Source organism: Pontiella desulfatans, from assembly GCF_900890425.1.
Classification (GTDB): Bacteria; Verrucomicrobiota; Kiritimatiellia; order Kiritimatiellales; family Pontiellaceae; genus Pontiella; species Pontiella desulfatans.
The window spans coordinates 2,304,488-2,328,172 of record NZ_CAAHFG010000001.1 but is presented as its reverse complement, the minus strand read 5'-3'; the positions used below and the strand labels follow the sequence as shown (position 1 = coordinate 2,328,172).

The 23,685-nt window shown below is 54.8% G+C and carries 11 protein-coding genes; 10 read left to right on the top strand and 1 reads right to left on the bottom strand.

Annotated features, from left to right (window positions below; translation table 11 throughout):
* Positions 1-8: 8 nt before the first annotated feature.
* Positions 9-1,973 (bottom strand): sensor histidine kinase, encoded by a 1,965-nt coding sequence (locus E9954_RS08385; RefSeq protein ID WP_136078746.1) that lies wholly within the window; start codon positions 1,971-1,973, stop codon positions 9-11.
* Positions 1,974-2,202: 229 nt separating this feature from the next.
* Between E9954_RS08385 and E9954_RS08380 the strand changes: the two genes are divergently transcribed.
* From E9954_RS08380 to E9954_RS08340, 10 genes are all read left to right on the top strand, one after another.
* Positions 2,203-4,833 carry an Ig-like domain-containing protein gene (locus E9954_RS08380; protein ID WP_136078745.1) on the top strand — a complete coding sequence of 877 codons (2,631 nt, stop codon included), beginning with the start codon at positions 2,203-2,205 and terminating at the stop codon, positions 4,831-4,833.
* Between the two features lie 217 nt (positions 4,834-5,050).
* On the top strand, positions 5,051-6,292 hold the full coding sequence (locus E9954_RS08375; RefSeq protein WP_136077916.1) for an IS4 family transposase: 1,242 nt from the start codon (positions 5,051-5,053) through the stop codon (positions 6,290-6,292).
* Between the two features lie 149 nt (positions 6,293-6,441).
* Positions 6,442-7,197, top strand: coding sequence for a PEP-CTERM sorting domain-containing protein (locus E9954_RS08370; RefSeq protein WP_136078744.1), 756 nt, complete (start codon positions 6,442-6,444; stop codon positions 7,195-7,197).
* Between the two features lie 150 nt (positions 7,198-7,347).
* Complete coding sequence (locus E9954_RS08365; RefSeq protein WP_136078743.1) at positions 7,348-12,609, top strand: putative glycoside hydrolase; 5,262 nt, start codon at positions 7,348-7,350, stop codon at positions 12,607-12,609.
* 226 nt (positions 12,610-12,835) lie between these two features.
* Positions 12,836-14,212: an alpha-L-fucosidase gene (locus tag E9954_RS08360; protein ID WP_222847103.1), complete on the top strand. Its 1,377-nt coding sequence runs from the start codon at positions 12,836-12,838 to the stop codon at positions 14,210-14,212.
* An 18-nt stretch (positions 14,213-14,230) separates the two neighbouring features.
* On the top strand, positions 14,231-15,760 hold the full coding sequence (locus E9954_RS08355; RefSeq protein WP_136078741.1) for a sulfatase family protein: 1,530 nt from the start codon (positions 14,231-14,233) through the stop codon (positions 15,758-15,760).
* Positions 15,757-18,681, top strand: a complete 2,925-nt coding sequence (locus tag E9954_RS08350; RefSeq protein WP_136078740.1) for a putative glycoside hydrolase — start codon at positions 15,757-15,759, stop codon at positions 18,679-18,681. Before E9954_RS08355 ends, E9954_RS08350 begins: the two co-directional genes overlap by 4 nt.
* 129 nt (positions 18,682-18,810) lie before the next feature.
* Positions 18,811-19,020: a hypothetical protein gene (locus E9954_RS32375; protein ID WP_168442092.1), complete on the top strand. Its 210-nt coding sequence runs from the start codon at positions 18,811-18,813 to the stop codon at positions 19,018-19,020.
* A 109-nt stretch (positions 19,021-19,129) separates the two neighbouring features.
* On the top strand, positions 19,130-21,310 hold the full coding sequence (locus tag E9954_RS08345) for an alpha-galactosidase (protein ID WP_168442091.1): 2,181 nt from the start codon (positions 19,130-19,132) through the stop codon (positions 21,308-21,310).
* 50 nt (positions 21,311-21,360) lie between these two features.
* Entirely contained in the window at positions 21,361-23,436 is a 2,076-nt protein-coding gene (locus E9954_RS08340; protein ID WP_168442090.1) for a Sip1-related alpha-galactosidase, read from the top strand.
* Positions 23,437-23,685 lie beyond the last annotated feature (249 nt).

Here is a 23,685-nt window from a genome sequence, read left to right as displayed (position 1 = left end):
TTTCCCATTTAGTTTCGCGCTTTGAGATTTAGATTTCGGATTTTACGGTGGCGTAGCCGCAGGGTGATGGTTGTGCCGCCGTCATCGACCGAGGCGAGTTCAAATTTGGCTTTCAATAAGCGGGCACGGCGTTTCAGGGACGAGGGTGCATCGCCCGAGTGCCCGCGCCCATTGTCGGAAATGATCAGGGTGATGTAGCGGTTTTCGGAGGTAAGGCGGATGTTGCATCGTGTGGCGCCGGAGTGGCGGCTGACGTTGACAAGGCTTTCCTTGTAGAACAGAAAGAGGTCTGCCCGGGTGCGCGGCTTGAGGGTTTGCAGCTGTTCTTCGCCTTGGATGGCCAGATCGTAGTCAATATCGGCCAGGATGCGCTGGGCTGTCTTTTGCATGTCCTGCTTCAAGGCTCCGCAGAGCTGGGCTGCATAAATATCGGCACAGTGGCGGGCGGCTTTGCCGGATCGTTCTGTGATTGCGCGGATTTTGTCGACGGTTTGGATGAGCTCGTCCGGCGAATGGACCGTTTCTTTGGCCAGATCGCCCAACAGTCCGATGGCGTGGAGGTTGGCACCGAGTTCGTCGTGAAGGTCAGCGGCGAAGCGGCTGCGCATTTTTTCGAGCTGGTTTCGGTGAATCATGCGTTCGATCAGCAGTGCGAAACCGATGGCGGCTGCAAGCAGGGCGACCAGCCAGTACATGCGAGTCAGGTTGGTTTTTTGTCGCTCATAGCGGAGGTCCATTGCGGCTTGAATCAGGGGGCGTTCGGTTTCGAGATCGTGGCGCCGTGCCAGCTGGTTCATCCAGTCCCGCATGGACAGGATTTTTCCGAAAAAGTTCCTCCCGTCTGTGAGTCGTCCTGGATCTCGTGGAGGTCGTGAAAGGCCGGATGTGGCGACCGGTTTGCCGAGTGCGGCGTTTCGTCCTTCGGATAAGATCTCGATCTCGGCAAAAGCTACGACGAACGGCCTCCTGCCGGGAAAGTTGTGCAAGTGGAGCTCTAGTAGTTGAAACTGAACATAACGGCAGACCGCTTCCGGGAAGCGCCGGGGAATGACGGGGCCGGCATCGTAGACTGACTTTAGCTGGTATTCGAACAGGAGGGTTTGATCTGAGAAGTCTGCCTGATTGCCCCCGGTAACACGTAGACGGCGGGGTACGGCATAGTCGCTGGGGGCGGTTTGCGGAATGGTGCGGCTCAGGTCTGCCATATGCAGGTTAACATGGCTGATGGGTTGGGGGGTCTCCAGATCGATCGTTATGGCCATGGGGGATGATTGGTCGTCGACTCGAAAGGTGACTGCCTGACTTTTTGCTTCCGAGGAAGAGTCCATGAGATAAGGGATGAATCCGTCTACAAGAAACTGTTTGTCCCAGCCAAGAGCCTGTCTGGATGACGAAGCCTGCACGGGTTTCTGGAGGGCTACGTTATCCAGGCCGCTGAATGCGAGGATTTCGGAGAAGAACAGGGCATAGCGGCCGTCCCAGTCGCGTTTGGAGAGGAGCGTGGCCTCCACGGCAATCCATGATGCGTTTAGCGCGTGGGCGGATACCGCCAACGGGGCAATGCGCGGCAGTAACTGATCTTCTGCCGTGAAAGCGGCTACCACGTTTGTGGTGTGTTCGGTGCCTGCCAGAATACGGAAGTTGACCGGGAACCCTTCGGCTTCGAGCCCGGTGCCGGGGTTGCGTTTGATGCAGGGCACCAGAACGATCTGATCGATGGGGTGCGCTTCGCCCAGCTCAATGCGGACCCATTCTTTTTTATCGGGTATTTCGTGCGGGACGGAGGTGTAGCCAACAGAACCTGATCCGCCGCGCAGGCTGTAGCTGGCCAGATGGGCGAGTTCGGCCTCGATCTCCTCCAGTCGCTGTTTGAGTTCGGTGAGCGACAGGGACTCCGGATGGGGCATCGCGACTGCTGGCGCGAGGAGTCCTACCAGCAGGAAGAAGATGAATCCGTTGAGGTATCGGTGCATGTTTTCGATTCAGTTTCCTTTTTTCGTTTATCGGTGTGTCGGATCCATGAATAACTAAAAAAACTATAATTTAAAACCTCTGAAATAAAAGCAGATTTACAGGGGGTTGGTCATATCGCACAAACGTGCGATAGCCACGCGGGCGCTCGGGAGCGTACCTTTTTTTTCGAAATCTGGAAAAGCGGGTGTTTTTTCGGAGTGTTCATAAACATAAACGGAGGAGTTAGACATGAAAAAGGGACTGGTTGCATGTTGCATTTGTTTGCTGGCTGGAGTCGTACAGGCGGCGATTGTCTACCAGGACAACTTCGATAATGACGGGCTTGGCGTCAACACAAACGGTGTCGGCGGCGGGTTGGGCAACAGGACCATTTATGGGACAAAGTCCTGGGCTGATGATGGAAACCTTCAATATGTCACGGGTACCGGAACTGCTCATGGGGAAAGAGCATTGACCTATTCCGAAAATGGGTTTCAGTCCGCCGAAGGTTTTGAACTTACCGTAAGTTATTTGAATAGTAGTTACGGCAATTCGAGCAAAATTGCGTTGGGTCTGATCAGCACTGATACGGATTTCAGCACGTACGGCGGTATGAATCCGTTTACGGAGTCCTCTACGTATAGTGTGGGGATAACCACCGATATCGGAGACCTTACGTTTACAGACGGTGTTTCATCTACGAACCTGTATGACGGCCCCGAGCTTCCGTTGAATGCCGATACCAATGTTGTTATACGAATTGAAAACGACGGCGCCGGTGGAGCGGACTGGTCGTGGTCGCTGGGTGGTGTGAGTCAAGGCTCCGGCAATATCGCGGTATTTGATTTCAGCAAAACCTATCATTTTGTCGCTTACGGCCGGGATGATGCGGGCGATAAGAGAATCAATTCGGTGTCGCTGACTGCGCTCGGGAATGCGGTTCCTACCGCTGATTCCCAAAGTTTGAAGGTATACCCCGATACCCCGCAGGAAATCACGCTGACCGGTCACGATCCGGAGGGCAGTACCCTGGTTTATGAAGTGGTCGATATGCCGACCAACGGCACGCTGGATGTCAGTTCTATTCCGGACGTTCTCTACACACCGACAGGAGGTTATGAAGGCCCTGACCACTTTACGTTCACGGTTGCCGACGGAGTCGCTACCAGTAGCACCGCGACCATTTCAATTACGGTGGCGCTGAATGACGCGCCTGTCGCCGCGGCACAGGATCTGCAGATGCAGCCCGACACCGGTTTGGATATCACGCTGAGCGGTGCCGATGAAGACGGCCCCAGCAACCTGACCTATATCGTGCTGAGTTCGCCGGTGAACGGGACGCTTGCGACGAACGGCGCGCTTCCGGACCTGATCTATACGCCTACTACAGGGTATGAAGGAGCGGACAGCTTTACGTTCTCGGTCTTCGATGGTTTGAGTAACAGCACTCCGGCCACCATTTCAATTTCAGTGACGAATGAGCTGCCGACCGCCACGGCGCAAAGTGTGAGCGTATTACCGGATGGTGCTGTGGATATTATGCTGAGCGGCAGTGATCCGGATAATGGTCCCAGTAACCTGACGTATACTGTGCTTTCTCAGCCGGTCAATGGGTCGTTGGCGACAAACGGCGCGCTTCCGAACCTGACCTACACTCCGGATCCGGGGTATGAGGGGGCTGACAGCTTTACGTTCTCAGTCTTTGATGGCCTGACTGAAAGTGATGCGGCCACCGTTTCGATTGCCGTAACGAACTATGTTCCCAACGCTGATTCACAACACGTGGCCGCCGAAGCAGGAACGAACGTTGTGATTACGCTGACCGGCAGTGATCCCGAAGGTAGCAACCTGGTTTTTGAGGTCGTGGATTATCCGGCCAACGGCTCACTGGACGAAAGTGCCATGCCGGATGTGCTCTATACCCCGGCAGAGGACTTTATCGGAGATGACAGCTTTACCTTCACCGTCAGTGACGGGGTAAACGTCAGCGATGCGGCCACGGTATTCATTTCTGTTCTGCCGGACGGGACGACGGTTTCCTTTATGGATCTTAATGCGGACACAGTTTCCAATACGTTGATGGTTGCCGGCAGCACCAGCAACCTGACGGTTACAGGCGTTGCTGTGAGTAACGATTATGTGTATTCAGTCGCCTATACCGGCGCGGACTATGACGGCGATACCGCCAACGACACGGTGACCTTTGATGTGCGCGTCAAGGGCTGGATCGGCTCAATAACCGATGCCGGAACCGAGGCGGCGAATACCAGCAGCGATCAGGCGTCTGCGATAATTGGCACAACGAACGAGGTCGTTGGTATTGCTGGCGGGGACCGTTTTTCCGTGGGCGGGAATATGGCCGATGGCGCAACTCTGGAATTTATGGTTGAAAACATGGCGGTATCCCTCACGGATGCAACCCAAGTCGGCAGTGCGGTTCCGGCCGGTTTCTATTCAGCCCGGTTGGAAGAAACCAGTGGCCATTCCCATCAAACGGTCTTTGGAGAAGGCACCGGTTTGCTAGGCTTTGATTGGAACGGACCTAATCTGGAATCCGGAACGCTCTCTGTCGGTACGGGGTCGCTTTACATATCTGCAGATGCTCCCGACCCCTTGGCAACCAGTTCATTTAGCTGGGGCGTTGTAAATGTCGATTTCAACATCATCGTATCCGTGGCTAATGCAGGTGTTCCTGATCTCGCTCTCGACGTTTCCGGTAGCGACCTGGTGTTCTCTTGGGAAGGTTCAGCGACCTACGATGTGCTGACCAATGCAAACCTTGCGTACCCGAACTGGGGCGTAGCGGTTTCGGGCGCGGCATCGCCAGTGACCAATGCCATCGGCTCCGAAGACCAGCTGTTCTTTAGGCTGAGCGAGTAAAAACCGCAGGCTCGTCAGTGTGCCGGGCATCGCACAGACGTGCGATGGCACGCTGCCGGGCTGATGTGTACTATGATTTATTGCATCGAGACTGTCTTAAGGACAGTTTCGTTGAATAGAAACTGCATAAATGGAGAAAGAAATGAAAACATTGTCATCCCATAGATATTGAAAAAAAAGGCTGGCATGTGCCGTTGAAATCCTCCACTCGGAGGGTATGAAAAAACAACATAAACACAAGCCAGCCGGACATAGGTATACAACCTTGAAACAATTGTGCAATCTGATTCCCGGACACATGGTGTCGAGCCTTGCGCAGAAGCATGGCGTGGACATTCAAAGCCGGACGTACACGCCGTGGAGCCATGTGGTTTCTTTGCTGTACGCCCACTTCTCCCATGCACTCGGACTCAACGATGTGTGCGACGCGCTCCAGATGAACGCGGCGGCGCTCTCTACCATCCGCGGCGCGGTTCCTCCGTCGCGTAACAACCTGAGCCACGCGAACAAGATCCGCAACGCGGACATGGCCGAAGAGCTCTACTGGTGCATGATGAAGCATCTGATGGATACAGTCCCGGGCTTCGCGAAGGGCAAGGTTCGGCGCGGATACCTCCGGCGCTTCAGCAAGACGATCCATGCGCTGGACTCGACCACGATCCAGCTCGTCGCCAACTGCATGGACTGGGCGAAGCATCGCCGCCGCAAGGCTGCGGCCAAGTGCCACCTGCGCCTCGACCTGCAAAGCTTCCTGCCCCGGTGCGCCATCATCGACACGGCGAAGCACCATGACAGCACGATGACCCAAAGCCTGTGCGCCGAGCTCAAACCCGGTGAAATCGCCGTGTTCGACAAGGCCTACAACAAGTTCAAGCATCTTTTCGAGCTGACGGTGCGCGGTGTCTGGTGGGTTGGCCGGGCGAAGGACAACATGCAGTACAAGGTGGTGCGCACCCTCGAAACCACCGGGCACAAGCGCATCCTGCGCGACGAGGTCATCGAGATGGTGGTCGAAGCATCGAAGAAAGCCTATCCGTGCGAGTTGCGCCGGGTCGTGGCGCTGGTCGAGATTAACGGCAAGGATGTCGAAATCGCCTTCATCACCAATCACCTGGAGTGGAGCGCGTGGACGGTCGCCGAACTCTACCGTTGCCGCTGGGACATCGAGGTGTTCTTCAAGGAGATCAAGCAGACGCTCCAACTCTCCGACTTCCTGGGCTACAGCGCCAACGCCGTGCGCTGGCAGATCTGGATGGGGCTGCTGGTCCACCTGCTGATGCGCTGCCTCGCGTTCATGCACGGATGGGAGCACAGCTTCAAGCGGCAGTTCACTGTTGTGCGCGCGGTGCTTTGGCGCCGGTGGAACCTGCCCGCCTTGCTGGATTCCTATGGGACAGCCAAACCGCCCGGCCGCATACGGGGTGCGCCGGAACAGGCGTATCTGCCGGGGTTTGTCTAAGAGCTGTGGGACAGCCATATGCACAAAGCGCGGAACCATGGTTAACCTTCAACAAAAAATCGGAATTGACTAAATGAATCGGACATCAGAAACCTTAACAAAAACGGGGTTTTACTCTCCGTCAGCACCACCTATGGGATGAATGTGAAATGAAAAAAACAATTAGTTTAGGGCTCCTTGGCCTATTTCTGGTGGGAATCGTGCAGGCGGATACCGTTTTGTTCTCGAATTTTAATAATGTGAGCAACGTGGACGGAGTGAGCACCAACACCGCCGGCGCAATCGGCGGCACCATCAACAGCATCACGAGAACGGTCGTGGGCGATAACTACAACTTTGCGATCAGCTATACCGATACTGAGGGAGAAGCCCTGACGTTTGACCTGATCGTGGAGGGGTATACGGGGGGCGTAATCACGAGTAGTTTAACTGGGAATGGAACTGGAACCAGCGGTTCGGCGACCATCGGGACAACGAGTGCGGCTGTCGGGGAGGTTACTGGCGGCACCATTGTCGGGGCGGCATTTGGTGTTGGTAACAGTATGGAAGGGACCGGATCCCTTAAATTTAGTGTGGCGAACCTGGCCTATAAGGGTGGAAGTGCAACCTTTGACGGTTTCAGTGCGGCATTTTCCCAAGAGTATAATCAAAACAATCACATAGCGGTTGTCGGCTCGGGAACCGGCCTCTTTGAGCACCGGTGGGGGCAGTCATCTGAACAGCAACTGACCACCGGGGATGTTTCAAATCTTTATATCTCAGGAGCAACCGGCGGTAACGACAGATGGGGAGTCAGTAGTCTTGATTTTGGTATCACCACGATCATCCCGGAACCGGCAACAATGGGAATGATTATGGCCAGCGGTTTTGGGATTATCTTTATCCGCCGCAGGTTCATGATGTAAGCCTGAATACGCTTCAGGAAAACGGCACATCCGGAAATACCCTTTTCAGTGATAGTTCAAATAAAGCTGAAGGGGGTATTTTTTTTAGAAGGTGCTTATGGGGCACTGTAATGCTCGGGGTTGCCGGCTGTTTGAAAAAAGGAGAAGGCAATGAAATTAATGCAATGGATGACGGGATTTATCGGTCTGCTTATTGTGGGATTTGCGCAGGGGAATGCGGTAACGTTAAATTTTACGGATCTTAATTCCGCGTTATCAGGAAATGCCCTGAATGTCGGCGGCAGTACGGCTGATCTGGTGGTTTCGGGGGCCATTGTGAATAATGATTACCTCTATTCGGTGACCTATACGGGCGCTGATTTTGACGGAGATTTGGCAAACGACACGCTTTCGTTCGATGTGCGGGTCAAAGGTTTTGTCGGTAGCGGGCCGAATGATGCGCAAACGGCCATTCTCGGCGCAACGGGTGCACTGGTTCAATTGAACAGCGAAGATTCCTGGGGCGTTTTTGGAGCGAATGACGATAACTGGAACTATGATGAGAGTCTGGAGTTCAGCATCGAGAATGCAACGGTGAGTGGCGGATTAACTGCGGACTTTGTCGGTTTTGCACAGGTTTACCTGGATGAGGTGAACGGCAGCGGACATGATGCACTGATCGGGTTAGGTGATTATGGCCGGGGCATTTCGCATTTTGGTTTTGATGGAAACAGGACCGTTGATCTGACTTCGGAAGGTAATGCCCTCAACCCGGAAACGCTGTATGTATCCTCGTTTGATGATGGTGATGGTGCTCTCCGTAAAGAATGGGGCGTAGGGCATGTTCATTTTTCCATAAGGCTCATGCCGGAGGGTACGGTAGGCTGGAACGGCACGTACGACAGCAACTGGAGCATTGCTGACAACTGGACGTCGGGAATGGTGCCGGGAACGGAACCTGGCAATACGGTTATTTTAAACGGCGCAGACGATTCGGTGGTGGTGGCCACGTTGGTGGAAGCAACCAATTCATGTTCTCTGCATGTGAGTGACGAAGCAACGCTTGAAGTTTGCGAAAGCGGTCTGGTCTGCGATGAAATCATGCTGGGCACGCAGGCCGGAGTGGGCGGCGGGCACCTGAGGCTGTTTGGTCGTGACGCAACGGATTTGACGGTTTTAGGGGATATGCGGGTGGGGCATCCTTCGGCAGTATCCGAATCCTCCGTGGAGGCGAGCATCGGTACGCTGGCGGTTGAAGGCGAGCTTGCTGTCGATAACGGTGTTCTGTGTATTGTGGGCTCCAATCCTGCGATCGAGGCGTATGACCTTACCGTGTCTTCGAACGGCACTCTGCGGTTTGAATTTGGAAAATTTCCTGTCAGCCAGATGCAGGTATTGAACCATCTTTCCATTACCGAAGGCGCAACGCTGGAGATTGATCTGCGCCACTACTCGATGGGCGATAACGAGCTTGAACTGATGACGTTCGGTTCGGTGAGCGGCTCTTTTGATCCGGCCAACATTACGATTGTTGGCCTGGGCGGGGGCGTCGTCACCATGGATGGCGACAGCCTGAACCTGACCGTGGATGATGGTGTAGCCGACCGGTCCAGCACCCTTTGGTTCGTTGCAACGGGAGGGAACGGAACAGATAATCTGAACCTGCAGATCAATACCGGGCGGCGAATCCGCAATCTGTCATCTCCCGACCTGAGCTATACGGCTGCAGCCGACGGGGATGCCATGGTCTATTCGGCCTCCTGGGGCGGTTCCGATTTTGATGGGGACGGCGTTAATGATTTGGTTTCGTTCGACCTGAGGGTGGAAGGATTTTCCGGTTCAACCTTTACCTACGAGGATTCCGGAACGACCAATATGGGAGCCGCTTCGATGACCATGTTGGGAAGCCCGGCTGTCGTCAGTGGCAACAGTGAAGGCTGGGGCGTAGGAACCGATGAAGATCTGGATGCCGGGGAAACGCTCCGGTTCAGTGTGGAAAACCTGCAGCTGTCGACTCCGGGGGTAGGCGATGTCGGCAGTTTTGTCGGGATGCGAATGGTTGAGCCCAATGGGGGTAATAACCATGTACTGATAGTCGGCGAAGGAGTCGATTTGGAGTCATGGAAGTGGAGTAATTATTTAAACGTCGGGTTTGCTCCGGAATATCCTTTGCTGGTCACTTCGGCTGCCAGCTCAAAAGTGGGGGTGAACGAGATCGCCGTTAAATTGATTGTGTCGGAGCAGCCGGATGTGTTGGGCACCGAAACGGGGGACTATTCTGTATACCCGACGGGACCGGAGCATATCAGCGAGTATCCGGCGGCCACCAACATTAATTATCCGGATTTCTCGTGGGATACCCTGCCGATGGCGGCTCGCGTAAGTGCCCCATCTCCCTTAAGCGATGAATACGCCGAGTTAATGGCAACAAGCTATCCAAGATTGGCGCTGGGAGGGAACAGTGATTATGGATATGAATATAACGAAGAGGGGATACATGCCACGGCCGCTCAGCTTAAATCCTTTAATCCCAATGTGCATTTAATGACGTACCGCAATTCGGGCGTTCATTTTAACGGGTGGGCGGCCAATACTAATTTTAATCAGGCAGAATGGTGTAAATACACCCTCGATGAAGATGGAAACAGGCAATACGATACCGCGAGCGGTGGGCAGTATCAATACAACCATGACCATCCAGGTCTGCGGAAGTGGTGGGTCGATGTGGCGGCCAGCCTGGTTGAAGACCCCAACATCGACGGGATTTCTATCGATAAAGCGAACGGCGGCGACAATCCCGTGCAGAATGATGCCGGTGAGCTCGAGGCTCCGGACGGGCGTGTTCAGTCGTATATAGACCTCAAGGAACGGTGTCCGGAAGGAACGATTCTGAACGGAAATATTCTGCGCACGCAGCGTTTTGGAGGAAACCGCGAGCTTCTTCACATTTACAACGGATCCTATTTGGAATCCTGGGCAAAAAATGGAAATCGCCTGGTCATGATGAATCGTGCCGACTCGATTTGCGCCAGTATACAATTAATACGAGAGGCGCGGGTGAAGGGCTATTTTGTGGAAGTCAATTATCCTGAGCTGAAATGGCATAAAAGCGATAATGAAGACGCCTCAGACATGGTAGCGGACGGGCGCGAGCAGGAGGTGCGGGATATCATGCAGGAAACTTTTCAGGTCCCGCTGGCCTATCACCTGATTACGCTGGAACCCTATTCCTACTTCAGTTATCAGGTGGATACAGGAGAGGAGTTCGGTTACCATCCCAAAGCCCACTTCGACGAGTTCCGCAATCCGCTGGGCGAACCGCTGGGGCCGCCGGTTCGAAACGGTTATATTTATACCCGCTCGTTCGAGCATGTGGATGTCTGGCTGGATGTGGAAAACGATGCATGCCAGCTGATCTGGGACTGGATGCCGACCGCGGATGCACAGAGCGTAAACTGTGATGAAGACAGCTCGGTAAACATCACCCTGACCGGTTCTGATCCGCGGGGGACCGACTTTACCTATGCGGTTCATGAGCATCCCACCTACGGGACGCTTTCCGGAACCGCTCCGAATCTGGTCTATACGCCCGATCCCGACTTTATCGGGGAGGACAGTTTTACCTTTAAAACCTATAACGATATGGCCAAAAGCCTGAGGACGACTGTATCCATTTCGGTTGCGAACGCAAATGAGGATGCGCCGGTTGGGAACGACGTCAGCGTCATGACCGCGATGGGCGTTCCGGTAGATCTCACACTGAGCGGCAGCGATGCGGATGGCGATACCGACTTCACCTATGCGGTGGGTGCTCCGGCTCATGGCTCGCTGAGCGGAACGGCGCCGAATCTGACCTATACGCCGGAATACGGTTATGTTGGAACGGACAGCTTTACGTTCACCATGAACGACGGTGGGCTGGACAGCGCCCCGGCCACCGCAACGATTCTGGTTTCCGATATTATCGCCGGATATGACTTTGATGACGGGGCGGATGCCGCCACGACGAATGCAACCCTTGTGGCGGTCGATGTGACCGCCAGCGATTATGGCGTAGGAGCCGGCCTGATCCCTGTTGTTCACAATGGCGATAATGCCCTGACAGAAGAGGCCGATGCGGAAGGCAACCCGTTCGGGACTGCAAATGCGTTTTCGTTCGGCGGGTGGCGGACGGCCTTCGGTTTCACCGACATGGGCAATAGAGATGAACTGGACACGGCGATCGCCACAAATGACTACATGACCTTCACCGTTACGCCTGCAGACGGTCGTTTGTTGGATCTATCCCGCTTGTCTTTCCGAACACGGGTCAATGACCTGAACCATGCGGCGGAGCGATGGGCACTCTTCTCTTCGGTGGATGGTTTTGTTGAAGGGCAGGAAATTGCAGTGGGCCGAACCGAGACGATCGATACGTACATCAACAACGTGATCAGTTTGGTTGATGCAAAATTCCAGGGTCTGAGCGAGGCCGTCGAATTCCGCCTCTACATCTATGGAGGGAATGGAACGAATGGTTCTGATACCTTGTTCGACAAGGTCATCCTGCACGGAACGGTTGGCATGGCGCCTGATGCGGGGATGATTTCCTTTATAGACCTTAATGCGTCTACAAGTTCCAATACGCTGCAGGTCGCCGGAAGCACCAACAACCTGACGGTTACAGGCATTTCCGCAAGTAACGATTATGTATATTCCATCGTCTATACCGGCGCGGACTATGACGGCGATGCCGCCAACGATACGGTGACCTTTGATGTGCGCGTCAAAGGCTGGAGCGGCTCAGTAACCGCTTCCGGAACCGAGACGGCGAATACCAGCAGCAATGAGGCGTCTGCGACGATCGGCACAACGAACGAGGCCGTTGCTATTGCGGGCGGGGCCCGTTTCTCAGTGGGCGGGAATATGGACGATGGCGAAACCCTGGAATTTATGGTTGAAAACATGGCGGTATCCCTCACGGATACAACCAAAGCCGGAAGTGCGGTTCCGGCCGGTTTCTATTCAGCTTTGTTGGAGGAAACGGCCGGCCATTCCCATCAAACGGTCTTTGGCGAAGGCACCGGTTTGCTGGGTTGGGACTGGAACGGACCCAATCAGGAATCAGGAACCCTGGATGTGGGGACGGGGTCGCTCTATGTATCCTCGGATGCATCTACCGGCGGGACGTCCAACCCATTTAACTGGGGCGTTGATAATGTTGATTTTAGAATCATCGTGGTCGTGGAAGATTCGACGGATGGCCCTGAGCTCGCCCTCGGTGTTTCCGGCGGTTCGCTTAGCCTGTCCTGGGACGGCGGCGGAAGCTACAACCTACTGACCAATGCCAACTTGCAGGATGCGGATGGATGGGGACTTGTTACAAATACTGTTTCCCCGTATACCAACACCATTAGTAGCGATGCCCAGATGTTTTTTAAGCTGAGCGAGTAAAAGCCGCATGCCCGTCAGTGTACCGGGAATCGCACAGACGTGCGATAGGCAGGTTGCGGTAGAAAATCATACCCTCTTGCGTTTTACTATGAAATAGAGTGGCCTCGGATGGAGAGGTCGAGAATCAAAATATACGGTTAATTATATGAAAAAAAATATTTGTCTATTGTTCCTATTACTAACAACCCCCATGCGGGGTGCCTTTGCTGCTGAGGAAGATTCCCACATGGAGTGGTGGCGTGAGGCTCGCTACGGCATGTTTATCCATTGGGGGCTCTATTCGGTCGCGGGAGGAGAATGGAAAGGCAAGGACTACGGTAAGGAGCAGGGCGGGGCCAGTGCAGAATGGGTGATGAACAGCGCCAAGGTTCCGGGTAAGGAATACCGCGAGACCCTGGCACCCCAATTTAATCCGACTCAATTCGATGCTGAAAAATGGGTGTCTGTTGCCAAAGCATCCGGCATGAAATATATGGTCATCACCTCCAAGCACCATGATGGTTTCTGCCTGTTTGATACCAAGGCGACCGATTACAATGTTATGGAAGCCTCACCGTTCAAGCGCGATATTATCAAGGAACTGTCTGAGGAATGTGCGAAGCAGGGCATTAAATTCGGCGTGTACTATTCCCAGTTCAAGGACTGGTATCATCGTAGCCGTGGAAAGGATAATCCCGGGACGTTGACGAACGAGGAATATCTTAAATTGGTCGAGGATAATCTGGAAGAGCTGTTGTCAAACTATGGCGAGATGTCGGTGTTGTGGTTTGATACCGGCGGCAGCGATGTGATTGAAGCCAATGCGCAGGGTGCACGGGTGCGTGAGCTGCAGCCCAATGCCGTCATCTGCAGCCGCCTCTACAATCGCGGGGTTCCGGCGAACCAGAAAAAATATGCTGACTTTAATTCTCTCCGCGATCGGGAGCTTCCGCCGGAGCGTATGACAGAAGATGCCGAGACCTGCATGACCATGCGCCATAACTGGGGCTATGACCGCACCGACGATGCCTGGAAAAGTGAAAAGGATATTATCGAATTTCTGGCGCTGTGCGGCGCACGCGGCGTAAACCTGCTGCTTAATGTGGGGCCGACACCGGAAGGCACCTTGCTTCCGGAAGAGACGGAGCGCTTGGCGGCCGTCGGAGAATGGATGAAGGTGAATGGTGAGTCGATCTATGGGACGACCTGCTCGCCGGTTGATTTTGATTTCTGGTGGGGCGGTATTACTCAGAAGGACAAAACACTGTACCTGCACGTTCTGGAGTGGAAGCCCGAAGGGATTGATTTTAACGGTGTCGTCGGCAAGCCGATCAAGGCCTACTTCCTCGCGGATGCCGAACGCAACGCGCTGCCGGTTAAGTATGACGCCAAGGGCCATTTCACAACGGTCGAAGTTCCGAAGGAAGCACCGGATTTCCGTAATACCGTAATTGTTGTTGAATACGATTGCGCAATCGAAACCGACCCGGATGCAAAAGGAAAATATCACTGGTACACCACCCGGAGTAAGCGCCATACTGAGATCGAGAATAACGCGCATGCGGGGCAAACCGAAAACCTTACAGCTGTTACAGAGCGGAAGAGAAAACGGAACAATAAATAACCTGAAACAGAGTGAGTTATGAATAAATTTGTTTTTTTTATATGCGTTGTGACGTTGAGCCTTGCGGCTCATGGAGCAGTCCATAAGCCCAACATTATCTATATTCTCGCCGATGACCTCGGCTACGGCGATGTGCATGCGCTTAATCCGGAGCAGGGAAAGATTCCAACCCCGGGAATGGATCGGCTGGCAAAGCAGGGGATGGTCTTTACCGACGCGCATTCCAGCTCGTCGGTATGCACCCCGACGCGCTACGGCGTTCTGACCGGTCGCTACAACTGGCGCAGCCGTTTGCAGAGCGGCGTGCTGCATGGTTTGGACCAGCCGCTGATTGCTTCTGATCGACTGACCGTTGCCGGTCTTCTGAAGCAACAGGGCTACAACACCGCCATCGTAGGCAAATGGCATCTGGGGCTCGGGCTGCAAAAACCCGATGGAACGCCGACCAAAGGGAAGGCAACTGCGAATCAAGGAGCCGATTGGAAAGCTCGTATCACCGGCGGGCCGGTGGATCTCGGGTTTGATTCCTGGTATGGCATTGCGGCTTCGCTGGATATGCCCCCTTATATATTTATCGAGAACGACCGCTTTGTCGGGGAAGCCACGGAGATCAAAGAATTCTATCCCAAGCGCAAGGGGCCTGCGGCTCCCGGGTTTGAGGCGGCTGAGGTGCTGGATATCATTGGCCAAAAGTCCGCTGAATACATTGGTCGACAGACGAAAGACAAACCGTTTTTCATGTATATTCCGCTGACGTCGCCGCACACGCCCATTCTGCCGTCGCCGAAGTGGCAGGGAAAAAGCGAGTTGGGCGTGTATGGCGATTTTGTGATGCATACCGATTCCGTGGTGGGTCGGATTACGGCCGCCGTGGATGCCTCGAACTTTGCGGACAACACCATGATCATTGTCACCAGCGACAATGGTTGTTCGAAGGTGGCCGATGGTGCCAGGGGGAGCAAGGGCGGTGTTGAGTTTTTGAAGGAGCAGGGCCATTACCCGAACGGAAGGTATCGCGGATCCAAATCCGACATTTGGGACGGCGGCCACCGTGTGCCGTTCATTGTTCGCTGGCCTGCCGGTGTGAAAGCCGGTTCATCCAGCGATGAAATCATCTGCCTGACCGACCTGATGGCGACCTGTGCCGAGTTGACCGGTGCCCGGCTGCCTGATCATGCGGGTGAGGACAGCGTCAGTTTTGCGCCTGCGCTCCTGGGCAAGCCGATGGTTTCAACACTAAAAGGAGTGGTGCACCATTCCGTGAGTGGCCGGTTTGCCTATCGCGAAGGCAAGTGGAAGATTCTTCTGACGAATGGATCCGGCGGCTGGACCAAGGAAACGATGGCCGATGATTCCCCGGCGCAGCTCTACGATATGGAGGCGGATCCCGGTGAGCAGAAGAATCTCTACGAAAGCCATCCCGAAGTATTCAACCGTCTGCTCGCCCAGCTGGAATCCGATGTGAAGCGCGGGCGCAGCACGGCCGGGCCGGATCAGAGGAACGATGTTGAAAACATTAATACTAGTCGAGGCATGAAGAGACGATGAAACAGTTAATCAAAAATGGTTGTTTGCTGGCCGTTTTAACGGTGTTGTCCGTTGGTGTTCAGGGTGCGGATGTAACCTGGACTGGCAAGGTTGACAGTAACTGGAATAGTTCGGGTAACTGGTCGACGGGGCGGGTTCCCGGCACGAAGCCCGGAGACCGGGTGCTGCTGAGCGGTCGAACGGTTGCGCCGGTCGTGGCCACCCTGGTGGAAGCCAGTAATCCGTGTTCCCTACATTTGAGTGATGACGCGTTGCTTGAGGTGACGCGTAGCGGGTTGCTGTGCGATGCGGTTGTTCTTGGCGCAGAGAATGGCGCGGGCGGCGGGCATCTGCTGCTGCGCGGGCGCGGAGAGGCGGTTATGGTGGTTAAGGGCGATCTAATCGCAGGAAAAACCGATGCCGCTGCCTCTGACTCTTCCGTTCAGTTGAGAACCGGGACTCTACAGGTTGACGGGGGGCTTTATCTTGGAAAGGGTTCGTTGAGCGTCCTCGGGAATGCTCCGGCAATCGTTGCAAAAGACCTTGCAGTATCTTCTTCCGGGACGCTGCGGTTTGATTTTAACACCAAACCGGTTCAGACGATTCGCGTTGCCAATAAACTCACTCTTAAAAAGGGCGCCAAGCTGGAGATTGACCTGAGCCACTACACGATGGGTGGGAATCAACTGGAGCTGATCACGTTTTCCTCGGTAAGCGGTTCGTTTGATCCGAAGAATATCTCCATTAAAGGGTTAGGCGGCGGAATCATCACGATGGATGAAGATAGCCTGAACCTGACGGTGATCGATGATGTCGCGAAGCGATCCAGCACGCTTTGGTTCGTCGCGACCGGAGGCACGGGGGAAGAACCCCTGGATTTACAAATCAACACCGGACGGCGCATCCGCAACCTATCTTCTCCGGATCTAAGCTATTCCTCAAACACGGACGGAGATGACATGGTTCATGCCGTCAAATGGTCTGGATCGGATTTCGACGGAGATGGTGCCAACGACACCGTATCGTTTGATCTTCGGGTAGCGGGTTTTGCCGGTTCGGTTTATTCTTACGATGCAGGCTCAGAGGCCGCCTCGATGACTGCACTGGGAAAGCCTGCTGCCGTGCGAGGAAACAAAGCCGGCTGGGGTGTAGGTAAGGATCTTGACCTGGATGCCGGAGAAACGCTCAGGTTCAGTGTGGAAAACCTGAAGCTGTCTACTCCGGGAGTGGGGGACATCGGTCATTTTGTCGGGATGCAGATGACCGAGACTGATGGAGGCAAGAACCATGTCCTTATGGTTGGCGAAGGGGAAAACTTGAATGCATGGGAGCGGAGCAACAATTTAGGCATCGGGTTCAAGCCGGAATATCCATTGCTGGTTACGTCGGTTGCCAGCTCAAAAGTCGGGGTGAATCAGGTGGCTCTTCGTTTGTTCGTATCGGACTTGCCGGATCATATGAACAGCGAGGCAAATGATTACTCCGTATACCCGACTGGCCCTCAGCATCTGAGCGATTACCCTAAGGTGACCAAGCGGCTGCATTCGGAGTTTTCCTGGGATACGCTTCCCATGACGGCCCGAGTCAATAGTCGGAAGGCGTTGCCCGCATCCTATGCCAGGATCATGGCAACGACCTATGCGAAAATAGGATTGGGAGGAAACAGTTTTTACGGCAGTAAATTCATAGACGATGGCGTCCGGAAAATGGCCGCCCTGCTGAAGTCTTTTAACCCCGATGTGCTACTCACAACCTACCGTAATGCGGGTATTCACTTCACGGATTTCTCGGCGGATGAAAAGCTAAATAAAAAAGAGTGGTTCGACTACACACTCGATGAAAACGGCAAGAGAAAGTACATCACCTATAGTGGAAAACAGAATGCCTATAACCATGACCACCCTGACTTCAGAAAATGGTGGGTGGATACTGCTGTCGATCTGTTGAACGACCCCAACATCGACGGAATTTTCATTGATAAGGCCAACGGCGGCGAAGAGCCCCTTCTGAATGACAGCGGGGAGCTCGAAGCCCCTGAAGGGAAAGTGCAGTCATATATCGATCTCATGGAACGAGCTCCAAAAGACGCGTTTCTTACGGGGAACATTCTGCGCACGAATCGTTCGGGAGGAAACCGCGAACTGCTTCATATTTTCAATGGCACCTATTTGGAAAGCTGGGAAAAGGTAAACGGAGACAGTCTGGTGACCATGACCACGGCCGATACCGTTTGTGCCAGCCTGCAATTGATCCGCGAGGCGCGGGTAAAGGGCTTTGACGTGTTCACGAATTTCAGGGGCCTTAAGTGGCATAGAACCAAAAGCAAGGATGAGCGAGTCGATAAGCTCGTGGCAGCAGGCCGGGAGGAGGAGATCCGTGAGGGAATGATACAAGCCTTCCAGTATCCGTTGGCCTTTTTCCTGATTACTGCGGAACCCTATTCCTACTTCCAGTACCAGACGAGTACGGATCCCGAAATGCCGGAATTCTGTTGGAATGCTAAAGCGCACTTTGACGAGTTCCGCAACCCCCTCGGAAAGCCGCTCGGCCCCCCAGTCAAGGACGGCTACATTTATACCCGTTCGTTTGAGCATGTGGACGTCTGGCTGGATGTGGAAAATGAAACGTCGCGTTTGACGTGGGACTGGAAGCCAATCGCCGATTCGCAAGCGGTCCAGGTTGTAAAAGACACGCCGAAAGCCATCACGCTGACGGGGTCCGATCCTCGGAAAACGGATCTGTCGTTTACGGTCTTTAAATATGGCCAACCCGCCAACGGAACGCTTTCCGGCAAGGCCCCGAACCTGGTCTATACCCCGAACCCCGGCTTTGCCGGTGTAGACAGCTTTTCCTTTAAAACCCACAACGATATGGCCGAGAGCCTGCTCGCCAACGTGTCCATTCAGGTGACACCCTCCAGGCGAAATGGCCGTGCTCGCTGAAGGTGCGTATGATGAAACGAAGGTGCTCAACGCGGAATTGGGACATGAACCTTTTTTGTGCCTGTCCGGCGTCCCCGCAACCCCTTGGAACGGTAGTCCGAAAAGATTTCGTTTATCAACGTAGAACACATGTGTTCCGCTTTTCTTTATTCCGTCGGATCCGTTGCGGCCTTCAGAGCCGGGGGAGGTTGCCGAGGCTCCAGCCTGCTGGATGATGTCAACAACTGGCCGGTTGCGGCATCCAATGTTCCGACCGATGCGGTTTCCAACGAAACCAGCCACGAGGTGGAAGACGCGGCGCTGGAAAACGGCTTCTTCCGGGTCGAACTCCTGCCGTAGAATACCCATTTCCGGCGATAGGTTTTTTCGGGGACTCCATGCTAAATTCCTCGCTGATTTTAGTGTGTTTCCGTTGGTTGGGCGGGTTTGTGCGGAGGAAGTAAACTACATGGGCAACAGATGGATTATTGGACTCTTGGTTTCGACCATGGCGGTGTCGGCTGCCTGGGGGAAGCAAATCAAGCTGGAGACCGCGAATTTTCGTGTTGAATATGCGGTCGCCAAAGGCGATGTGTTGGAGCTGAAAGAAGTCGGCATGAAGGATGGTTCGTGGACGTCGCCGCTGGGCGGGCGACTGTTTCCGTTCGAGCCTCCGATCGAGCCGGCGGGCAACAATAATGGCCCTCGCTATGCGGGCCCCATCGAGTGGCTGCTGCCCGATGGCGACCGGGCCATCGAGCTGGTCTACCAATCGCACGCCGTCAAGGAAGAGCGACCCGGCATCGAGCACCTCGTGGTTGAGTTGAATGACCAGGTCTATCCGCTGAAAGTTGAACTGCATCTGCGCGCCTATGCCGAGGTGGATGTCTTCGAGCAGTGGTTGGTGGTGAAGAACGGTATGGATCAGCCGCTTCAATTGCCGCGCCTCGATTCCATGTATTGGCATGCCGATGCGCAGCATCCGATTTTTTTGGAGTGGTTCGCCAGCGAACAGTGGAATACGGCCGGGGTTCCGTTGCGTGAACAACTGGGCCGGGGGACGCGCCTGCTCGAAAGCCGCGATGGCAACCGTCATAAACATGGACCGGTTCCCGCCTTCATTCTCGGGTTCGGGAAACAGCCGAGCGAAACCGACGGGCCGTGCATGATCGCCGCGCTGGATTGGACGGGTAGCAGCCGCTTCAGCTATGAAATCAACTCGGCTGAAATTCTGGAGACCAGCATCGGGGTAAACCAGCCCGGGCAACCGGTGGTCGATGCCGGACAACGCGCGGCATCGCCCGTCTGCGTCTTTTCCCTGAGCGGAAAAGGCAAAGGCCCGGCGAGCCGGCGGCTGCACGATTGGGCCCGCAACTATTTCCTCAAAAACGGAACGCGGCTGCGTCTGGTGGATAACAATTCATGGGAAGGGTGCGGGTTGAAGGTTTCCGAGGGAGCCATCATCGAGATGATGGAAGACAGTGCGGAGCTCGGCATTGAACTCTATGTGTTGGACGACGGTTGGTTTGGCAACGGCAAGGAAGCGCGTGTGAATACCCGTGCCGGACTGGGCGACTGGGAGTTTAATACCAAACGTTTCCCCTGTGAGCTGGATGGCGTCATGAAGGCGGCGGATAAGCTGGGCATTGAATTCGGCATCTGGTTCGAGCCGGAAATGATCAATGAAAACAGCAGGCTGTTCAAAAAACATCCGGACTGGGTGATGCGCTATCCGAACCGTGCCTTTTCGAAGCAGCGCACCCAGATGGCGCTGGATCTCGCCAATCCCGCCGTGCAGAAATATATGTTCGATGCAGTGGACCGGGTGCTGACGAAATATCCGCGCATCCGCTTTGTGAAGTGGGATGCCAACTCCAACATTAACAATGGTTATTCGCCATACCTTGGCGCTGGCCAACAGGGCAATTTGCTGAATGCCTACATGGACGGCTATCTGAAGGTGATGCGTGAGTTGACGCAAAAGCATCCGCACGTCGATTTCCAAGCCTGCGCCGCCGGCGGCGGGCGGGCCGACCTCGGCGCCATGCGCTACAGCCATACCTTTTGGCCGAGCGACGACACCGATCCGCTTTATCGCCTGGGCGCACAGTGGAACTTTTCTTCGTTCCTTCCGGCGAACACCATCACCTCGCACGTCACGCATAAGGGGAAGGGCTTTAAGACCAAATTCCGCGTGGATGTTTCGATGATGTCGCAGCTCGGCATGGAGGTCGATACGCGCAAATGCACGCCGGAATATCTCGACGCCTGCCGGGTAGGCATCGAGACCTATAAAAAGGTGCGCCCCGTGGTGCAGCTCGGCGACCAATACCGCCACGCGCATCCGTTCGATTCGCCGACGCCTTCGATGAACTATGTGTCGAAAGACAAAACACAGTGTATGGTGCTGGCCTACCAGACCGGCAAGATTCATAAGTCGATAAGGTTTGCCGCGCCGGTTTCGGGGTTGGATCCCAAACGGATCTACACGTTGGCGGAGGTCAACCTACCGAAGGACGATAACACGCCGCGCGTGGCCTCGGGAGCCAAGCGGAGTCAAAGCGGAGAGGCTTGGATGGAAAGCGGCGTCCCCTTACTGTTCTCGCGCCAATACGACAGCGCCGCCGTGGTGCTGGAAGCAGTCCGGTAGAGTGTCGACCGATAGAGCACGGTTTTTTAATACGAAAAGGGAATATGGATATGAGTAAAACAATTCAACTATTGGGATTGGTGTGCGTCGCTGGGGCCTTGTCGGCCCCGGCGGCTACATTTGATTTTAGTTCGGATACGGGATCTGGGGTTTATCGGGTGGAAAACTTTTCCGGGACTCCGACGGATGGCACCTTGGCGGAGTTTGCGGTCACATTGCCGGCGTTTGAGCGTGGCGCCTATTTTGGCGGGGGATTGGGCTCCAACTTCAAGTGGCCGCGGTTGGCCAACCAGATGACGCCGTGGTTTGTATACAACAACGATATGTCCACGCTGTTTGCGGAACCGTTTTCCAAGAATCCGTGTGGAACCGTGGGCAGGGGGGCGCAGTCGCAGGGCATGTTTGCCCTCTATCAATTGGAATCGGGCGAGTATCTGACGCTGCTGACCCTCGGCAAGGGCTCGGTCATGAGCTGGCTGGACACCTCGGAAAACGGCGAGCTTAAGCTGGTGCTCGGCAACTATGGCAAAGGCGCGGAGAGCGGAACCGTTCCGCTGCTGGCTTGGGCGAAGGAGCCGGACATGTACCGCTCGCTCCACAAGGCGTGGGAGCTGGCCATCGACGAACTGGAGGGTTCCACCGACTGGCGCATGAATAAAACCTATCCGGAAGCGATGAAGTATCTAGGCTGGTGCTCCTGGGAGCATTTCAGGAAAAAGATCGATAGCGACAAACTTGTTCAGGCTGCGAAAACGATTGAAGAAAGCGGTTTGCCGATCCGTTGGTTTTTGGTGGATGACGGATTCCAGGTTGAGCAAAAGTTATCCCTGAAAAGTTTTGCGCCGAAATCAAATACCTTTCCGAATGGATGGGCACCGCTCCTGTCGATGCGCAAAGAGGATAAAATCAAATGGTTTGGTCTGTGGCACTCCTACATGGGACTTTGGAACGGCATCCACAAACAAAATGATTTCGGGGCGCTGAACAAGGATTTCATCCCCTTTGGAAAAAACCTCGGGCCGGGAAAATCGAAGGAAGGCGCGCAGCGCTTCTACGATGCATTCATCGGCTCGGTGGCCGACTATGGATTCGATTTCGTGAAGATCGACAACCAGTCGCTCTACAACAACAAGCAGGGGAACATCGACAGCAGCGTGCAGGTCAACAACTGGATGTCGGAGGCGCTTGAAAATGCCGTGAAGGCAAGAATGCCGCAGGGCATGATCAACTGCATGAGCCAGGGAACGCCCCAGGTCCTGGGTACGCGCTACTCGGCCGTGTCGCGCGTCAGCATAGACTACAAGCTCAACGACCTGGCCAAGGCCAAGGCGCACATCGAGCAGTCGTATGTGTGCACCCTGTTCCAGGGCCAGACCGTCTGGCCGGACCACGACATGTTCCACTCGTCCGATCCGGATTGCGGCGAGCTGATGGCCATCTCCAAGGCCATGTCCGGTGCACCGATTTATCTCTCCGATAATCCGTCCGACTTTTGCGATGCATTCATCCGCCCGCTGGCCTATCGGGATGGCGAACTGCTGCGCCCGCTGGCCCCGGGGTTCCCGCTACCGGATTCCGTGATGCTGGATGTCTATAAAAGCGGCAAGGCGTTCCGCGTGATCGCCCCGCTGGCCAACCAATGCGCGGCGATTGTTGCGTATAACTTGTTCCACCCGGGCGATAAAACGATAAAGACCGAAGTCACGGCGGCCGATTATGCGCATGCCTCCGGCATGAGCCAGCCACGTGAGGATTCGTGGGTGCTGCCGGAAGAGGGGGTGGTTTGTTTCGATTGGCGCAAGGGTTCCGGCCAGAAACTCGACAAGCCCTATCGCGTCGAGCTGACCGGTTTTTCGGATTGCCTGTTGCTGCTCGCCCCGGTTCAAAACGGATGGGCCGTCATTGGTGCACGCGAAAAATATCTTTCGCCCGTGGCCGTAAAGTCGGTCGAGGCAACGGATCAATCCTTGGAGGTTTGCATGGTCGAAAGCGGCCCGTTGGTAATCTGGTGCGCCCAGGGAACGCCTAAGGCCAAGAATGTGCCCGCGCAGGATCTGGGCAACGGCTTCTGGAAGTTCGATCTTCCGGAAGGAAGAGCGGATTTTTCGTTGCAGATCGGGAAATGAATCAGGTGCTTATCTCCTGCGACCCCTACCTCCATTCCCGCATCTAAAAAAAGATTCGGTTCGGCGGGCGGCTCGGATGGAACCTCGCCCTCCACAAAGAGGCAAGAGCCAAATTGTGGTCTTTGTGTTATTTGACTTCGTCTCGCCTCGCGCGCGCCCCCTTTTCCCCTTATTGTTCCGGCGATTAAATAATGTGGGTTCTCGGCAGGGAAGGGTATACGCCTCTTCCTCCTCCCCGTAGTCAGCTCG

Coding starts and splice junctions, on each gene's coding strand:
- E9954_RS08355 (WP_136078741.1), top strand. CDS start 14,231: ATGAATAAATTTGTTTTTTTTATATGCGTTGTGACGTTGAGCCTTGCG.
- E9954_RS08385 (WP_136078746.1), bottom strand. CDS start 1,973: ATGCACCGATACCTCAACGGATTCATCTTCTTCCTGCTGGTAGGACTC.
- E9954_RS08345 (WP_168442091.1), top strand. CDS start 19,130: ATGGGCAACAGATGGATTATTGGACTCTTGGTTTCGACCATGGCGGTG.
- E9954_RS08360 (WP_222847103.1), top strand. CDS start 12,836: ATGGAGTGGTGGCGTGAGGCTCGCTACGGCATGTTTATCCATTGGGGG.
- E9954_RS32375 (WP_168442092.1), top strand. CDS start 18,811: ATGTGTTCCGCTTTTCTTTATTCCGTCGGATCCGTTGCGGCCTTCAGA.
- E9954_RS08365 (WP_136078743.1), top strand. CDS start 7,348: ATGAAATTAATGCAATGGATGACGGGATTTATCGGTCTGCTTATTGTG.
- E9954_RS08370 (WP_136078744.1), top strand. CDS start 6,442: ATGAAAAAAACAATTAGTTTAGGGCTCCTTGGCCTATTTCTGGTGGGA.
- E9954_RS08350 (WP_136078740.1), top strand. CDS start 15,757: ATGAAACAGTTAATCAAAAATGGTTGTTTGCTGGCCGTTTTAACGGTG.
- E9954_RS08340 (WP_168442090.1), top strand. CDS start 21,361: ATGAGTAAAACAATTCAACTATTGGGATTGGTGTGCGTCGCTGGGGCC.
- E9954_RS08375 (WP_136077916.1), top strand. CDS start 5,051: ATGAAAAAACAACATAAACACAAGCCAGCCGGACATAGGTATACAACC.
- E9954_RS08380 (WP_136078745.1), top strand. CDS start 2,203: ATGAAAAAGGGACTGGTTGCATGTTGCATTTGTTTGCTGGCTGGAGTC.